The sequence below is a fragment of the Rhodococcus sp. 114MFTsu3.1 genome (genome assembly GCF_000383555.1).
Lineage (GTDB): Bacteria > Actinomycetota > Actinomycetes > Mycobacteriales > Mycobacteriaceae > Rhodococcoides > Rhodococcoides fascians_E.
On sequence record NZ_KB911558.1, the window covers coordinates 40,191 to 56,657 of the forward strand.

The 16,467-nt window shown below is 61.3% G+C and carries 12 protein-coding genes; 3 read left to right on the forward strand and 9 right to left on the reverse strand.

Annotation, left to right across the window (positions count from 1 at the left end):
- Positions 1-30 precede the first annotated feature (30 nt).
- From H292_RS0122410 to H292_RS0122420, 3 genes are all read left to right on the forward strand, one after another.
- A complete protein-coding gene (locus H292_RS0122410) occupies positions 31-537 on the forward strand; it encodes a nuclear transport factor 2 family protein (protein ID WP_020112829.1) in 507 nt (168 codons plus the stop codon).
- Between the two features lie 2 nt (positions 538-539).
- A complete protein-coding gene (locus H292_RS0122415; protein ID WP_020112830.1) occupies positions 540-1,316 on the forward strand; it encodes an enoyl-CoA hydratase-related protein in 777 nt (258 codons plus the stop codon).
- Between the two features lie 131 nt (positions 1,317-1,447).
- Positions 1,448-2,119, forward strand: a complete 672-nt coding sequence (locus H292_RS0122420; RefSeq protein WP_081631887.1) for a TetR/AcrR family transcriptional regulator — start codon at positions 1,448-1,450, stop codon at positions 2,117-2,119.
- Positions 2,120-2,144: 25 nt separating this feature from the next.
- Here the strand turns inward: H292_RS0122420 and H292_RS0122425 are convergent, their stop codons facing one another.
- The 9 genes from H292_RS0122425 to H292_RS0122465 form a co-directional block, all read right to left on the reverse strand.
- Complete coding sequence (locus H292_RS0122425; RefSeq protein WP_020112832.1) at positions 2,145-3,011, reverse strand: crotonase/enoyl-CoA hydratase family protein; 867 nt, start codon at positions 3,009-3,011, stop codon at positions 2,145-2,147.
- A gap of 133 nt (positions 3,012-3,144) precedes the next feature.
- Positions 3,145-6,552 carry a pyruvate carboxylase gene (locus H292_RS0122430; protein WP_020112833.1) on the reverse strand — a complete coding sequence of 1,136 codons (3,408 nt, stop codon included), beginning with the start codon at positions 6,550-6,552 and terminating at the stop codon, positions 3,145-3,147.
- 56 nt (positions 6,553-6,608) lie between these two features.
- Positions 6,609-7,478 (reverse strand): NAD(P)-dependent oxidoreductase, encoded by an 870-nt coding sequence (locus tag H292_RS0122435; RefSeq protein ID WP_020112834.1) that lies wholly within the window; start codon positions 7,476-7,478, stop codon positions 6,609-6,611.
- 48 nt (positions 7,479-7,526) lie between these two features.
- Entirely contained in the window at positions 7,527-8,810 is a 1,284-nt protein-coding gene (locus tag H292_RS0122440) for an MFS transporter (RefSeq protein ID WP_155949815.1), read from the reverse strand.
- 62 nt (positions 8,811-8,872) lie between these two features.
- Entirely contained in the window at positions 8,873-10,531 is a 1,659-nt protein-coding gene (locus H292_RS0122445; protein WP_020112836.1) for an AMP-binding protein, read from the reverse strand.
- The gene (locus H292_RS0122450; protein ID WP_331271177.1) at positions 10,528-11,454 is read right to left on the reverse strand and encodes an SMP-30/gluconolactonase/LRE family protein; all 927 of its coding nucleotides are present in this window, start codon (positions 11,452-11,454) and stop codon (positions 10,528-10,530) included. Before H292_RS0122450 ends, H292_RS0122445 begins: the two co-directional genes overlap by 4 nt.
- Positions 11,447-13,957, reverse strand: a complete 2,511-nt coding sequence (locus tag H292_RS27400; RefSeq protein WP_020112838.1) for an ATP-binding cassette domain-containing protein — start codon at positions 13,955-13,957, stop codon at positions 11,447-11,449. The genes H292_RS0122450 and H292_RS27400 overlap by 8 nt, the downstream gene beginning before the upstream one ends.
- Positions 13,954-15,228, reverse strand: a complete 1,275-nt coding sequence (locus H292_RS0122460; protein WP_081631888.1) for a substrate-binding domain-containing protein — start codon at positions 15,226-15,228, stop codon at positions 13,954-13,956. The genes H292_RS27400 and H292_RS0122460 overlap by 4 nt, the downstream gene beginning before the upstream one ends.
- Positions 15,229-15,277: 49 nt before the next feature.
- Complete coding sequence (locus H292_RS0122465) at positions 15,278-16,258, reverse strand: ABC transporter permease (RefSeq protein ID WP_020112840.1); 981 nt, start codon at positions 16,256-16,258, stop codon at positions 15,278-15,280.
- Between the last annotated feature and the right edge of the window lie 209 nt (positions 16,259-16,467).

A 16,467-nucleotide genomic window follows, 5' to 3' on the forward strand; every position in this document is an offset into this window, starting at 1 on the left:
AAGCTCGACACCAAAAACGAATGGAGCGTCATGACTTCGGTCAACGAAGACAACATCGTGGAAGTCGTACAGCGTATTTCCGACGAAAGGGAAATCGAACGAGTCCTTTTTCAGTATGCATTCCATCTCGATGCAGCCGACCCCGACTCGATGCTCCCCCTCTTCGTCGACGACCTCTACGTCGCGTACGGCCCTTCCCACGGCGCGACCGGTGCGGACAAGTACCTTCACGTTCTATCTAACGACAAGACCGGAATAGCAGCATTCTTCGCGGGCACCAGCCATCACGTCAGCAACATCGTGATCGACTTCGTAAACAAGGACAGTGCGAAAGTGCGATCGGTTCTCTACGCATGGCATAAGTACTACCGAGATCGTCCCGACGGAATCGTGTACGCCCAGTATCACGACGAATTCATTCGCACTGACGAGGGCTGGAAAATTTCACGTCGCGAACAGAAGACTGCCGGCACAGAAAATTATCACGCAAAAGCCGACGCTCTCGTCCCCACACCCCGCGCGCAGAAGACGAGCTGACCGTGTCCGACGAACTTCTCTACGAGGTCCGAGAACACGTCGCTTATCTCACTTTGAACCGGCCGAAGGTGCTCAACGCCATTTCGGCCGATGTCGACGAACAAATGGCACGCCGGTGGGACGAGATAGAGGCCGATCCCGACATCTGGGCTGCTGTGATCGGCGCAACCGGCGAGCGAGCTTTCTGCGCAGGTGCCGATATCAGTGGGGGCACCGATGCAAGCCCGTCGAGACTCGCGCTCGGAGGGGGGCTGACCGGGGTCGGAGGACCGCTCAGAGAATTGAGCAAGCCCCTGATCGCCACCGTCCAGGGGTACGTTCTCGGCGGCGGGTTCGAGCTTGCCATGTGTGCCGATATCATCGTCGCTGCCGACAACGCACAGTTCGGACTTCCCGAGGTCAAGGCCGGAATCATCGGCGAAGCCGGCGTCGTTCACCGGGCGATCCGCCACCTCCCGCACCGTGTCGCGATGGCGCTGATCCTCACGGGCGATCGGATGGGAGCACAGGACGCCCTGACACACGGTCTAGTCAACGAAGTGGTGCCGATCGAGGACCTGACGGCGGCCGGAGTTCGGTGGGCTCAGAAGCTCACCGCTGCGTCGCCGCTCGCTCAACAAGCCGCCAAACACGCCGTCCTTTCACGCGCGGCTTATCCCCTCGATGTGGCACTGTCCACCAAGTTCGAGCTCATCGAGGCCTACGCTCGGTCCTCGGACGTTCTCGAAGGGCGAAGAGCGTTCGAGGAGAAGCGCAAGCCACAGTGGGCGGGCAGGTGACGCTACTGTGAGCAGCCCTTATCCGCGCCCCGTTGCATACACACTCTGCAGCGGCCGCCCGGGTCGAGATCGTCGAACCTATACTGACTGAACCACCCGAAAAACAACGGTCATGAAGGCGAGGCAGGGCTGTGGCGGAATCACCGGTCAGTGGAATTGCACGGCGTCGAAAGAGTGCGCTGACCGAAAATTCAGCAGACTACTCCGTTAGACGAGCAGGTCTGCTGCGAGTCGCGGCTGAAGTATTTCGTGAAAAGGGGTACGCCGCCGCAACGTTGAACGACATTGCGGCGGCGTACGGAACCGACCGGGCCTCGCTCTATTACTACGTCGGCAGCAAAGAAGAACTCTTTCAGGAGTGCATTACCGACACCGTGGTCACCAACCTGGCTCGCGCAAAGAAAATTGTCGCCCAAAAACTACCACCGCGCGAGACACTCGAGGCGCTCATCGCCATGCTGCTCGCCTCGCAAGTTGAGCACTACCCCTACATGTACGTCTACATGCAGGAAGACTGGGGCCGAGTCTCCTCGCTGGACTCGAAATGGGCTCAGGAGATGGTCGCCAACACGCACAAGATCGAGAAGTATTTTCTCGATGCCATCGCACTCGGGGTCAAGGACGGAACATTCCGCGACGATCTCTCCAACACTCTGATCGCGAACAGCATTTTCGGAATGACCCAGTGGACACATCGGTGGTTCGTGCCGGGTGAGAGCCGTTATTCGGCGGAAGATCTCGCCCGCGTGTTCTCGGCGATTTTTTTCGACGGAATCATGGCAGAGGGCCACGCGAAGGACTGACGATCTCGTCCGCGGTGCCAGCTCCTCAGCCCAAGTCGGGAACGTCCGCGGTCGTGCCTCTGAAGGTGGGCCTCCGCTTTTCCATGAACGCGGCAACACCTTCCCTGCCATCACCCACCGAGGCGTGCCACATCGCCAGGCTGTCCCGCCGGTGAGCGTCCATAGGATGAGCGGAGCCCGACCCGGCATAGATCAGGCGTCGCGCCATCGCTAAGGCGGATGACGAACGACCGACAACGAACTTACGCGCAAGGTCCATGGCAGCGGGCAACAATTCCTCACGGGAATGCACGGACCTGACCAATCGCCCATCCAACGCCTGTTGGGCATCGAGGATGTCTGCCGAGTAGATCCACTCGAGCGCTGTCTGTAATCCGACAATTCTGGGCAGGAAGTACGACGACGTGGCCTCTGGAACAATGCCGAGTCGCCCGAAGACAAAACCGATCCGGGCATCGTACGACGCCATCCGAATGTCCATCGCCAGCGTCATGGTCGCGCCGATACCCACGGCAGGACCGTTGATCGCTGCGATAACGGGCTTGTCACAGGAATGTATTGCGAGAGCGACTTTTCCGCCGGTGTCCCGAACCCCAGACTCGAACGGTTCCTCGGTGAGACGATCGCGCATGTCTGCCACTGTGGGGCTCAATGCCTCGTCCAGGCCGAAAACGTTTCCTTCGACCGCCAAGTCCATCCCAGCGCAGAATGCGCGACCGGCACCTGTCACCACTACCGCACGGACATCATCGTCGGTACGCACTCTCGTGAATGCGGCCACCAATTCTGTAGCCATTGTTACCGAGAATGCATTGAGCTGCTCCGGCCGCGACAGCGTCAGTAGAAGAATTCCGTCGCTGTCAATGGACCAATCGATCGTGTCGTACTCCATCGGTCCCCCTAATCGCCTGCGCCGTTCTGCCGATCTTCTTCGGCCACCAGCATCGATGCTCATCGTGACACCGCTTCCACAGGTTTGTCAACGCGCACGTTGCCGACTCGTACTCGATCCCAGGTGGCCGAACCTACGACTGATCGGTGGAATCACCGACGCTGATGACGGCGATAAGGTCTCCTCCCTCTACCTGTGCGACACCGTTGATCGCGAGTCGGGCAACGCGCCCGCTGCGTGGTGCAGTAATGCTGGCTTCCATCTTCATGGCTTCGATCGTCGCAATGGTGTCCCCCACTGTGACCGAGTCACCCTGTGCTGCGACCACGGTCACAACCCCGGCGAACGGTGCGGCCAAATGCGCCGGATCGCTCCGGTCCGCCTTCTCTGACGCCGGGGCTTCAGACACTATCGATCGATCGCGTACGGATACCGGTCTCAATTGTCCGTTGAGTATGCACATCACCGTCCGCATTCCGGCGTCGTCGGGCTCCGAGATGGCCTCGAGACCGATCAAAAGCTCGACACCCTTCTCTAGTTGCACCCGATGTTCGTCACCCTGGCGCAGGCCGTAGAAGAACTGGTTCGCGGACAACGACGACGTGTCGCCATACTTGTGGCGGTGGTCCGCCAGTTCCTTGGCTGGGCCCGGGAACAGCAGTCGGTTCAATGCGTCTCTACGAACAGGTCCGGATGTTTCGAGGGCAGCCCGGTCCTCGGCTGTCAGGGGCGCGTCGGGACGCGCACCACTGCGACCAGCCAAGGCCCTCTCGCGAAATGGTTCGGGCCACCCGCCAGCGGGTGTCCCGAGATCGCCGCGTAGAAATCCGATCACCGAATCGGGGATATCGTACTTTCCTGGATCGGCGGCGAAATCGTCCACACTCACCTCCGCGCCGACCAGATGCAACGCGAGATCACCGACCACCTTCGAGCTCGGTGTCACCTTGATCAGTCGACCGAGTAACCGATCTGAGTCGGCGTAGGCCCTCTCGACCAGTTCGAACCGGTCGCCAAGCCCAAGTGCCATCGCCTGCTGCCGAAGGTTCGACAGCTGGCCGCCGGGGATCTCGTGTCGGTACACACGGCCCGTCGGCGACGGCAGACCGGACTCGAACGGCGCGTAGACCTTACGCAGCGCTTCCCAGTACGGCTCGAGATCGCAAACACTCTGCAGGCTCAGGCCAGTGTCGCGGTCGGTGTTGGCCGCGGCGGCCACGATGCCCGACAGTGCCGGCTGAGATGTAGTTCCTGCCATAGGAGCCGACGCACCGTCGACTGCGTCCGCCCCCGCCGTCCATGCAGCGAGGTAGGTCGCCAGCTGCCCACCGGGTGTGTCGTGAGTGTGCACGTGCACCGGAAGGTCGAAATTCTTGCGCAGCGCACTCACCAAAGTGGTCGCCGCCGGTGCCCTCAACAGACCCGCCATGTCCTTGATCGCCAACACATGCGCGCCAGCGTCGACGATCTGCTCGGCAAGCTTCAGATAGTAGTCGAGGGTGTAGAGGTCCTCTCCGGGGTTCGACAGGTCACCGGTATAGCTCAGCGCCACTTCCGCTACGGCAGAGCCAGTTTCGTGTACAGCGTCGATGGCCGGTCGCATCTGGTCGACGTTGTTGAGCGCGTCGAAGATACGGAAGATGTCGACGCCGGTCTGCGCGGCCTCCGCCACGAACGCGGACGTCACCTTCTGCGGATACGGGGTGTACCCCACTGTGTTGCGACCTCGCAGCAACATCTGAAGACAGATGTTGGGCACAGCCTCGCGCAGGGAGGCCAGCCGCTCCCAGGGATCTTCGTGCAGGAATCTGAGCGCCACATCGTAAGTCGCGCCGCCCCAGGCTTCGATCGACAGTAACTCCGGTGTCGCTCTCGCCACATAGGGCGCTACGGCCATCAAACCAGTTGTACGTACACGCGTCGCCAACAACGACTGATGCGCGTCGCGGAACGTCGTGTCCGTGACCGCAAGCGCTTTTTGCTCACGCAGTGCGCGAGCGAAGCCTTCCGGACCCAGCTTCTGGAGACGTTGCCGACTACCGTCCGGCGGGGGAATCGTCATGTTCAGTCCCGGCAACTTGTCTCGTGCATAGACCACGGTCGGACGGGTGCCGTGCGGCATGTTGACCGTTATATCCGCCAAGTAGTTCAGGATCTTCGTGCCTCTGTCACCGGATGCGAACGAAGTCAGCAAGCCTGGCCGCTGCTCGATGAAGGAGGTCGTGATGTCACCGGCCCGAAAGTCCGGGTCTGCGAGAACACTTTGCAGGAACGGGATGTTCGTTGCGACTCCGCGAATGCGGAACTCGGCTACGCCCCGTTGTGCGCGGGCGACCGCGGTCTCGAAATTCCGACCACGACACGTGAGCTTTACGAGCATCGAATCAAAGTAAGCGGAAACCTCGGCTCCGGTCGTGGTGCCACCATCAAGACGGACACCTGCACCACCGGGAGTCCGGTAGGCAGTGATCCGGCCGGTGTCCGGCCGAAAGCCGTTGGCCGGATCCTCCGTGGTGATGCGGCATTGCAGTGCAGAGCCACGAATCTTTACGTCGTGCTGGCGAAGTCCCAACTCGTCCAGAGACTCCCCCGCTGCGATCCGCAGCTGAGACTGCACCAGATCGACGTCGGTGATCTCCTCCGTGACCGTGTGCTCGACCTGGATACGCGGGTTCATCTCGATGAAGACATGGTTTCCGTCGCGATCGACCAAGAACTCCACAGTTCCGGCGCACGAATACCCGATTTCTCGCGCGAAAGCGACCGCGTCCGCGCACAACCGAGAACGCAGGGCCTCGGAAATGTTCGGGGCCGGAGCGATCTCCACCACCTTCTGGTGGCGGCGCTGCACCGAGCAGTCGCGCTCGAACAAGTGGATGACGTTGCCGTAGGTATCGGCCAGAATCTGCACCTCGATGTGGCGGGGCTCGATCACCGCCTGCTCGAGAAATACTGTCGAGTCACCGAACGCCGACTCTGCCTCTCGCGCTGCAGCTTCGATCGCCTCTCGAAGACCTGATATCTCCGCAACCCGACGCATGCCGCGGCCACCACCACCGGCGACCGCTTTGACGAACACCGGGAAAGTCATGGTCTCGGCCGCTGTCATCAACGCGTCGACATCCGACGAGGGTTTTGACGACGAGAGCACTGGCAGACCAGCCGCCTTGGCCGCTGCGATTGCCCGAGCCTTGTTGCCCGTCAATTCCAACACCGTCGACGAGGGGCCGACGAAGGTAATTCCGGCGGCAACGCAAGCAGACGCCAGATCGGGATTTTCGGACAGGAACCCATAACCAGGGTAGATCGCGTCTGCGCCGGCACGCACTGCGGCATCGACAATCATTTCGACCGAGAGGTAGTTGCGAACAGGATGGCCCGGCCCACCGATCTCGTAGGCCTCGTCGGCTTTGGTGCGATGCAACGAATTTCGGTCCTCGAACGGGAACACGGCTACGGTCCCCGCTCCCAATTCGTACGCAGCACGGAATGCCCTGATTGCAATCTCGCCGCGGTTGGCGACCAGTACCTTGGAAAACATTGTGACAACAAACCCCTCGATGAGCTGGAATAGGACGGACTACCCGTGCTGAACTTTCAGTCGTGTGCAGGCGGGTACCACTTGCGCATCAGATCGGTCTGGTCCGCGGTGCCGCCGAGTCGATCGACCGCCTCGTCCATCATCTCGGCTACAAGCGATCCCACTCGCAACTCCTGCCCGACGTGGTCTGCAAGTGCACCCGCAAGATGCGCATCCTTTCGCATGAGCTCGAGCGTGAAACCCTGCTTCAAGTTGGGGAAGACTATCTCGGGATAGGTGTAGTCGGTGACGTAGCTGCGTCCGGACGACATGTTGAGAACGTCGATCATGACCTCCGGTGCGATTCCGTATCGCTCTGCGAGCGTGAGCATTTCGATCGCCGCGAACCTGTTGCAGTGATTCAGTAGATTATTGACGAGTTTGGCGGCGTGTCCGGCCCCCACGGGCCCGAGGTGGAAAACGTTGGCCGTGATGGTGTTCAGCAGAGGCTTTACTCGGGCAAAATCCTTCTCGGACGCGCCGACCATGAGCGTGGCAAGACCGTCGTACGCTCGCCGAACGCCGCCCGCGATCGGTGCGTCGATGTACGAGATCGAGCGGACTGCGAGCTCCCGCGCTAGCCCCTCGTCTACAATCGGTGTGCTGCTCGTTGTGTCGATGACGACCGAGCCGGGAGTCATTCTCGCAGCGAGGCCACCGTCACCGAGTAACAGCTTCACCACGTTGTCGGGGCCGGGGAGGGACAGAAACACGACATCGCAGGTGGCGATTTCGTCGAGCGCCGCGAATCGCGCCCCGCGCTCTTCGAGCGGACTCGCCAGTGCAGGGTTCAAGTCGTTGACCAACAACGTGCTCGAGCCGATCAGTCTGGATGCGATGGCTGACCCCATCGCCCCGATGCCGATGAATCCAATCTTCTGTGACAAACGTCCGCGCTCCTCTTCGAGTAAGGCTTTCGTACAGCTACGTGTTTGTTACTTCGTGTCGATCGATGGGTGCGGAGTATCCGAACGCGTCCTGGTCGAGGTGACGGTCCTACCGGACGGTGGGTCGATCTCCCGTACCCACAGTGCACACAGGGCCGAAATAAGGGTCGATGCTGAGACCCACAGCACGACCGGCATCCCGGAACCCGTGTTCGCCACGAGCTTCGTCAGCACCAGTGGCGTCACCGCGCCGCCGAGAATGACACCGAGAGTGAAGCCGATCGACAGACCCGTGTACCGAACCGCACCGTCGAATGCCTCGGCGAAGAACACACCGATGGATCCCCATGTCATCGAGTAGCCGGTCAGCATGGCGAGGTAGGCGAGAAGAACGACGGCCTGATTCTCGGTGTCGAAGGCACGAATCCATCCATAGGCGGTGACCGCGATGGCGATGTTTCCGGTGATGAAGATCTGTTTCCGACCGAAGCGATCGCTCAGCGCGCCGAACAAGATGCTGGCCGCGATCACCCACACCGCCGCCGCGATGATGACCACCAACATCTCGTTTCGAGTAAATCCTCTGGTCGAACCGTAGGCAAGACCGAACACCGTCGCAGAGTAGAAGGTCACCGAGTTGCCCACGGCTGCACCGGCTATCAACAGCACAGCCATTTTGTGACGCCGTAGTACGACCAGAACAGGGGCAGGAGCTATATCGTGCGCCTTCTGCAAACTCTCGAACGCCGGACTCTCCTCGAGACGCAAACGGATGATCAATCCGAGAATGACGAGCAGGCTGCTGATCCAGAAGGGAACTCGCCACCCCCAGCTGAGGAAGGCGGCGTCGTTCATCAACGCACCGACGACCAGGAAGACGACGTTCGCCACAATCAAGCCGCACTGCGCGCCGGTCTGAACCCACGAACTGTAGAAGCCCCGCTTGCCCTTGGGGCTGTGTTCGACTGTCATCAGCACGGCACCGCCGTATTCGCCGCCCAGCGCTATACCCTGGATGAAGCGAAGAACAACCAGCAGGATGGGGGCGGCGATCCCGATGGTGGCGTACGACGGAATCAGTCCGATAGCGACAGTCGCGGTGCCCATCATCACCAGAGTCGTCACCAGAGTCACCTTGCGACCCACCCGATCCCCGAAGTGACCGAAGACGACTCCACCCAGTGGCCGTGCCACGAATGCGACGCCGAAGGTCGCGAGCGACAACAGCGTGCCTGTCACCGGATCGGAATTGGGAAAGAACACCGTGCCGAACACCAGCGCGGCAGCGGTTCCGTAGATGAAGAAGTCGTAATACTCGATGGTAGTACCCATCAAACTGGCGATGCCCACCCGTGTGACGTCATTCTTGGAAGGTGTCCTGGACACGGTGTACCTCAATTTCGATGGTCGCCTGCGAGTCGCTCGCGTAACTCGACCTTGCGAATCTTTCCGCTCATGGTCTTCGGCAAGTCGTCGACCAAGATCACCCGTTCGGGGCAGTAACGCTTGGCCAAACCGGACTCGATCAAGAAGTCCCGCAACGATTCCAGCGTCACCGTAGTGCCAGGTCGGCACCGGACGAACGCGCATGCTCGCTCGCCCAGCCTGTCGTCGGCGTACCCGACCACAGCCACATCGGTCACGGCCGGATGGCGGAAGATCTGACTCTCCACGGATCCGACCGGAATGTTCTCGCCGCCGCGAATGATGATGTCCTTGGTGCGGCCCGCTATCGTCACCGACCCGTCCGGCTGAAGTATCGCTGTGTCACCGGTTGCGAACCAACCGTCGTCATCGAAGGCTTCGAGAGTGGCCTCGGGGCGGTTGTAATACCCGACAAACAGTCCGGTGCCACGTAGCCACAGGTCGCCCACTTCACCTGAGTCCGCGTCGGCACCCTCGACCGTGCGAACGCGTACCTCCGCGTTCGTCAGTGGCACACCGTCGGTCTGGCGATTGATGTCTCCGAGACCCGGCCGCCCGGACACTGCGATTCCGAACTCGGTCATGCCCCACGCGGGGATCACGGAGCACCCGAGAGCTGCTTCGGCCTCGAACATCAGGGGTCGCGGAATCGGTGCCCCGGCAACGGCAACGAGGGCCAGATCGCGAGCATGCTCGTGAGTAAGGCCAGCCGAGCGGATCAAATCGATCAAGAACGTCGGAGAACCTACCATGCACGTGATGCGTTGCGATTCGATCACGTGCGCGCCGAGCTCGGGGCTCCACTTCTCCATGAAAACTGCCGTTCCGCCGAGGTGAACGGTGAACAAGGCACCCCAAAAGAACCCCGTTGAATGACCGACCGGTGACATTACGAGATTTCTCATCGGTTGCCCGAGCGACTCAGCACCGACGTGTGCTGCCCAGCCGCGCACCACGACATCGAGGGTTGCGTGCAGGTTCATCACCGCCTTGGGCGCGCTGGTCGTTCCCGAGGTGAAAGCGAGTTGGGCGGGTCCCAGTGGGTCAGCAGGCACCTCGACGAATGTGTCCGCAGAGCTTATGAGCTCGTCGAGTGAGAACGTTCCGTCCACTGGTTCACCGACCACCACCACCGTCAGATCGGCATTGCCGAGAATGTTCTTCGACAGAGCTGTGGCCACGACGTCAGTGGAGCCGTGGCGGCGCGAGACGATCAGCACCGCCGACCCAGTCGTACTCGTCATCGACTCCACTTCGTGCGAGCCGTACGTGATCGGGATCCCCGAATATGTTGCCCCTGAACGCAACACACCGTAGACCACGCCCAGAAACTCCACCGAGTTCGTCATCATGACGGTGATGACATCACGAGCCACCACGCCGCGAGACTGCAGTCCAGCAGCAACTCGACGGCTCATCGCGTCCAACTCCAAGAACGTCATCTCCCGGACGGTTCGGCCCTCGTGGTCGACGCTGACCGCCGCCACTCGGTGGGGATGTCGTGCAACGGCCTCGTCGAGATAGTCCCACAACGAGATTCGTCGCCACAGCCCTGCGTCCAGCCTGCGTAGCGCCTCGTCCGCCGAGACCACCGAACCAGCGGGCAGTTCCCGCGTCATCGTGCTCATCGCGCGGCGGGAATATCGACCCGCGTCGACACGATGCTGCTGTCGCGCGCGGCCTTGCGGGCTTCGACATCGAAATCAGGTGTTGCACAGAAGAACAATGTGTGACCGTCTACACCTCCGAGTGCACAGGCAAAGACGCACGAGCCCGGATCTATGCTCTCCACGATCGCACCGTCGACCACCCGATGCAGACGATCCTGACGAATGTCGGCCAGCCACAGCCCTCCCTCGGAATCGATACACGATCCGTCCGGAGCAACCGTCACCTCTTTCAACGCGTCGTCCGCGTTCGACGAAATCGGTAGCGGCCCGAACGACGCCCAAACGCGTCGGTTGACAAGATCCCCGGATTCGGTCAAGTCGAAGGCTGTGATCCGATTGCCGAACGTCTCGTTGACGAGCATGACGTCGTCGGCGGTGATGACACAACCGTTGGGGAACCACAGGTCGTCGGCGACCCGCGTGATGGTGCCGTCCGGATCGACTCGGTGAATGAATCCCCGCCGCATGTCTTCGCCGGCATAGAGGTCGAATCCGAAGTCTCCCAGGTAGGCCCGACCTCGACTGTCGACGACGAGGTCTCCGAGGAACCCCCCCACGTAGTCGGACAGATCAGCGTGTACGACGACCGAGCCATCCGCCTCACGACGCAATAGCGTCTTGTCCATCATCGACACGATCAGAAGACGGCCGTCCGGCAACCAACCGAGACCCGACGGTTGTTGGGGTACCGTTGCTTCCTCTCTCAGGTCCGAGCCGTCCTCGCAGGCCGACTGCACCTTGTGTGTGTACAGGTCGGAGAACCAGATACGGCCGTCGTGCCAGCGCGCGCCTTCGGTGAATGTCAGTCCGGGAACGACGGTGTCGAACGTTGTGGGCACGGTGAACTCCTCGATGGTGGTTTCTGTGTCGAGCTCAATCACGGCGTCGTCCCCGTTGGGCATACGCATAGGTACCGACAGCGATCAACAGAATGAACCCGTAGATGGTTTGGCGCGTTGAATCCGGAATGTTGAGCAGCGGAGTCACGTTGTTCAACAAGGACAGGAACAGCGCTCCTAGAATCGCTCCGATGAACGACCCTCGACCGCCGGTCAATACGGCACCGCCCAGGAACACGGCAGCGAAACAGGTCAGCGTGTATCCCGCGCCGACGGAATTGGACCCGATGCCGGTCTGCGACGCCAGGAAGATTCCACCGACGACAGCACCGAACGAGCACACCAGCAGTCCCACTGTCCGCACGCGGGTAACAGACTGTCCGACTCGTCGACTGGACTCCATGTCGAACCCGGTTGCCCTCAGAGCGAGGCCGGCGGGACGGCGTTGGAGCCACCATTCGGCCCCGACGGCGATGACGACGAGAACGATGAAAGGTGCAGGAACGAAACCGATTCCGAGCGAAAACATCGAGTTCAGGCCAGGCGCGATCGTTCCCTCCGGCTTGGGTCTCAACACAATCGCGAGCCCTGCGATGATCGCCATCGTGGCAACCGTGGCAACAATGGCGTTGACCTTCAGCTTCTCGATCAAGAATGCGTTGAGACACCCGATGACCAGCGCAGTGATCAGTAATACCGGCACCGCGAGAAGAAGTGTGCCGGGCGACAGATCCGGCAACACGAGCGACGCGATCACCACGGTGAGACTCATCGTGGAGCCGACCGAAATGTCCAGGCCTCCTGACACCATCACGTATTGCTGGCCGAGCGCGACGAACGCGAGCGGCAACGTGAGTAGCAACAGGTTGGCAAGATTCTGCGGTGTCCAGAAGACTTCCGATTGCGTTCCCGTGTAGATGGACACCAGCGCCAGCAAGACCAGCAGCATGGCCACCGGGATCTGGCCGGACACCCGGCCCAGCGCCCGACCCAGCCAACTCGGGCCGATCGGAAGGGTAACGGACTCGTCGTCGACGTCGACCGCACCGACGAAACTGCGAACAATTGCGGCTTCCGTTGTTGGAGCGGGTAGTTCCTCGATCGCGACACCCTTCGACATGACGACGACCCGATCGCACAGTCCTGCCAATTCCGAGGAATCCGACGAGTTGATAACCACGGCGACACCGGAGTCCGCGGTCTCTGCAATGAGGCTGTAGATATCCAAACGTGCTTTCGCGTCCACGCCCTGGGTGGGCTCGTCCAGCATCAACACCTTGACCTGGCGCAATGCGGCACGCGCCAGCACTGCTTTCTGCGCGTTGCCACCGGACAGCGCACTGATGGGCTGATGCGCCGACGCGGCGACAATCCCCAAACTGGCTTTCGCGCTATCGAACTCAGAATTGAGACGGCCCGGTAGGGCCAGTCCGAACGGACCGGCGTCCGACCCGAGCTGGGTGGTGGCATTCGCCATCACCGACAGTGGGAGAAACACCGATTCTGCAGCGCGATCGCCGCTTTGAAAACTGATTCCGGCGTCCAGCGCCGAGGGCGGACTGAGACGCTTGATCGGAGCACCATCTACCGAGACATCGCCTGCGTCCCGGTCGATCCCGATCATTCCGCGCAATACTTCGCGCTGCCCATTCCCCTCGGCACCGGCAATCCCCACGATCTCGCCAGCCGTAACGGTGATGTCGACCGGCCCGTATCCCGGGCCCCGGAGTCCGGCGACCCTCAACCGCTCGGGCGCACCACCCTTTCGCGATGCGCGAGCGGGAAATTCCAGCGCTGTCGGCGCACCGACCATCATTTCGACGATGTCGTCGACTTCCCAGTTCCCCGAATCGAAGGTGCCCTGAATGATGCCGTCGCGAATGACGGTGACGCGGTCTGCGAGTCGCCGGACCTCAGGCAGTCGATGGCTGACATAGACGATAGCTGTGCCCTCGTCGCGAGATGTCCGAACCAGGCCGTCCAGATGCTCGGCGTACCGCATGTCCAACGCTGCGGTGGGTTCGTCGAGCATCAACACGAGCGGGTTATGAGCCATCGCTTTGGCGACTTCGAGAAGCTGCCGGGAACCGGGTCCGAGCGCTCGCACGGTGTCGCCGGTTCCGAACGGCAGGTCGAATCGTGCCAGCAAGCCGTCGAGATCATCCGGTGGTGCTTCTCCGACGGACTGGAACGACAGTTCCACGTTCTGGCGAACGGTCAGGTCCTCCACGAGGGATGTGTCCTGGTAGGCAACCATCAGCCCGAGCTGACGAGCTCGCCGCACACCGCTTCCGGCGAGCTCGGTCCCACCGATCAACACGCGTCCCTCCTCCGGCGTGAGTACGCCGGAGGCCGATTTGATCAGCGTCGACTTCCCGGAGCCGTTCTCGCCGACGAGGGCGTGCACCTCACCTGGTCGGACATCGAAGGAGATCGAATCCAGCGCTCGAACGCCTGGGTACACCTTGGTGACATCGGTCATCACCAATACGGGTTCCAGGGTTGTCGTCGATGCCGGTTCGACGCGAGACTTGGCGATCGTCATGATGCGGACAGCGCGAGTGCGATCTGAGCAGGCGTCAGAAGGGTGGGCACCGGTGTGCTCGCGGGGATCGACGGATCGGCGTTTTGCAGTACGTCATCGAGCGGAACCACCGGATTGGGTGACGTCATCTGCGGACTGACTTCCTGACCGGCTCTGAGCATGATTCCCGCAGTGACTGCGATTCGACCGATCCACACCTGGCTGTTGGTCACAAAGCTGGTCGGGTTCAGGTTTGCGTCTCGAGCTTCGGTGAACGCGGTCAGCCAAGACTGATTCACCACATCCGACATTACAACCGGCGGAGTCTGCCCCCGGTCGACGAACGGCCGCACGAGGTCTTCAGGGGTGTAGTCGTACACGATCGCACCCGGTGTGGTTCCCGACGAAAGGAGCGCATTTGCTGCCTGCGCCGTGCCTTGGGGTGTCCATTGAGTGAAGCCTTCGAGCGCGCGCGTCCATCCTGCCGCCTGCATCGAGCGCTCGAAGCACGGCTGCCACGTTGCTGCATTGCTGTTTCCCGGAACGCCGGTGTACATGGCGTAGGACTTGTTGGGTGCGTTGGTCGCGGCGATCGCTTCGCCGGCCTCGGTATAGGTCTGACAGAGGTCCGGAACCACCTGTGCTGCAACGCTCCCGACGACATCATCGGGCAGTGGAGTGTGGGCCTCCACTACCAAAATACCCGCGTCCTTTGCCTGTTGCAGGACGGGACCGACAGCACCGCCGTAGATCGAGTTGAGAACGATGATATCCACGCGTTGCGCCACCAAGCTTTGGAAATTGGCAAGGAAGCCCGCGACATCGGTAGAGGAGTTGTAGACGATTTTCGCGACCTGCGGGGATGCGATCGCCTGCGCGGTGACCTCACCGCGAAAGATGCTGCGCCACGGGTTGACGTTGTCGTTGGCGAAGGCGACGGTCAGCGATCCCCGGCCGGTTTCGCAGACGTTGCTCTGCATGCACTGGGCAAACGTCGCGTCCTGCTCGCTAGTGAGTGGAACCGACGCGACGGCCATCGTGTTCAAGATGGTCGGGTCGAGCGAATCAGCGGGAACCGGCTGCAGGAATGCCTTGTCGATGGTGGCCTGCGTCGCCTCGGGGGTTGCGATGTCGGACGACACCGGGTCCACCGAATCGCCGTTACCATTGCTTCCTGCGGTAGTGCTGGAGCACCCTGCGACCAGGGCCATCGCCGCCAGGGCTGCAGCGTATCGAGCACGCCGGGAACCCGCACCTTTGCGTTGCAGCGGCAGTGTCGCGGAAGATCTCATATCTGACTCCGTGTGTTGGGAGGGAAGTGGGAACGAAGGAAGGTTCACGTCAGTTCTTTCTGCGAAGCAATCGAGTGAAGCGGCGGACGCTGCTGGCACCGACTGTTCCGACCGTGATTGCGGCAACCGCGATGACCAAAGCTGCGCCCTGAACAATGGTTCGAGCGCCTGCGGAGAGGCCGAGGATCGCGAGGCTCTGGTCCAGCAACTGGAGAAAGATGCAGGCGGCGACAACGCTGGCAACACTGGCAGGCCCGCCCGCGAAGATTCCGCCCGCGATTCCGACGGCGGTCACCGTAGCAAGCTGGTAGGGCGCACCCACGGTGCTGTCCGGCGTACCGACGAACCCGGACAGCAGCACTCCCGAAAGCCCGTAGAGAAGTCCTGCAGCCGCGAAGCTCGACAGCCGCACTCGGGTGACTCGAACACCCAATGCACGCGCCGCCCTAGGATTCGATCCGACCTCCGCGACTCGTCGGCCGGCGCGAGTTCGGTGAAGCACGCCCGCCACAATGGCGGCGAGTACCACAGCGACCAGGAAGCACGCGTTGATACGGAAGATCGAGAGCTGCGCAAAGTCCTGAATTGACTGGGGCGCTTGACCGGTCAGAGAAAAGGACACACCGGTCGAGTAGCTGATGAGACCGCTGACTATTCCGAAAGTTGCGAGCGTGACGATGAGCGAATTGAGCCCGAGAACTGAGATCAAGATTCCGTTCACCGTACTGATCACCACCGCCACCGCCACCGCCGCCACGACGACAAGTGGGACATTGGCACCGTCCCCGCCGTAGTGAACGATAATTCCTGCCACTGCCGCCAGGGTTGCCGGTACCGAAAGATCGATAGCGCCGAGCATGATGATGAGCATTTGCCCCATGGACGCCAGTGCAAGTGTCCCGGCGAGGGCCGTGACAACCCAGATCGAGTCTCCCTTCAGGCTGGCCGGTGCAACGATGAGCGCTGCAACGATGAGGAGCCCCAACGCGCCCCAGGCGGCGAGGTAGCGACCGGGGTATCGATACTTCATGTCGGTCAGTCTGTGCGTGCTCCTCTTGGGAGCACGCGAACTCGCCGCTGTCGAACCGCTCTGCACGACCGTTGACATTTGATAACTTTCTTTACATTCAGTCAAAAAGACTGACCGAGGTGATGGCTGTCACAGCATGACTTACGGTCAAGCCTCCGGTCAAGGCTTTCGGTCAAACAATTTACTGTTTGTACATTTGAGGCACGACA

Excerpts from the sequence above, each read along its gene's own strand:
- H292_RS0122410 (WP_020112829.1), top strand. The coding sequence starts at position 31 with ATGACTTCGGTCAACGAAGACAACATCGTGGAAGTCGTACAGCGTATT.
- H292_RS0122425 (WP_020112832.1), bottom strand. The coding sequence starts at position 3,011 with ATGGAGTACGACACGATCGATTGGTCCATTGACAGCGACGGAATTCTT.
- H292_RS0122430 (WP_020112833.1), bottom strand. The coding sequence starts at position 6,552 with ATGTTTTCCAAGGTACTGGTCGCCAACCGCGGCGAGATTGCAATCAGG.
- H292_RS0122440 (WP_155949815.1), bottom strand. The coding sequence starts at position 8,810 with ATGGGTACTACCATCGAGTATTACGACTTCTTCATCTACGGAACCGCT.
- H292_RS0122445 (WP_020112836.1), bottom strand. The coding sequence starts at position 10,531 with ATGAGCACGATGACGCGGGAACTGCCCGCTGGTTCGGTGGTCTCGGCG.
- H292_RS27400 (WP_020112838.1), bottom strand. The coding sequence starts at position 13,957 with ATGACGATCGCCAAGTCTCGCGTCGAACCGGCATCGACGACAACCCTG.
- H292_RS0122460 (WP_081631888.1), bottom strand. The coding sequence starts at position 15,228 with ATGAGATCTTCCGCGACACTGCCGCTGCAACGCAAAGGTGCGGGTTCC.
- H292_RS0122465 (WP_020112840.1), bottom strand. The coding sequence starts at position 16,258 with ATGAAGTATCGATACCCCGGTCGCTACCTCGCCGCCTGGGGCGCGTTG.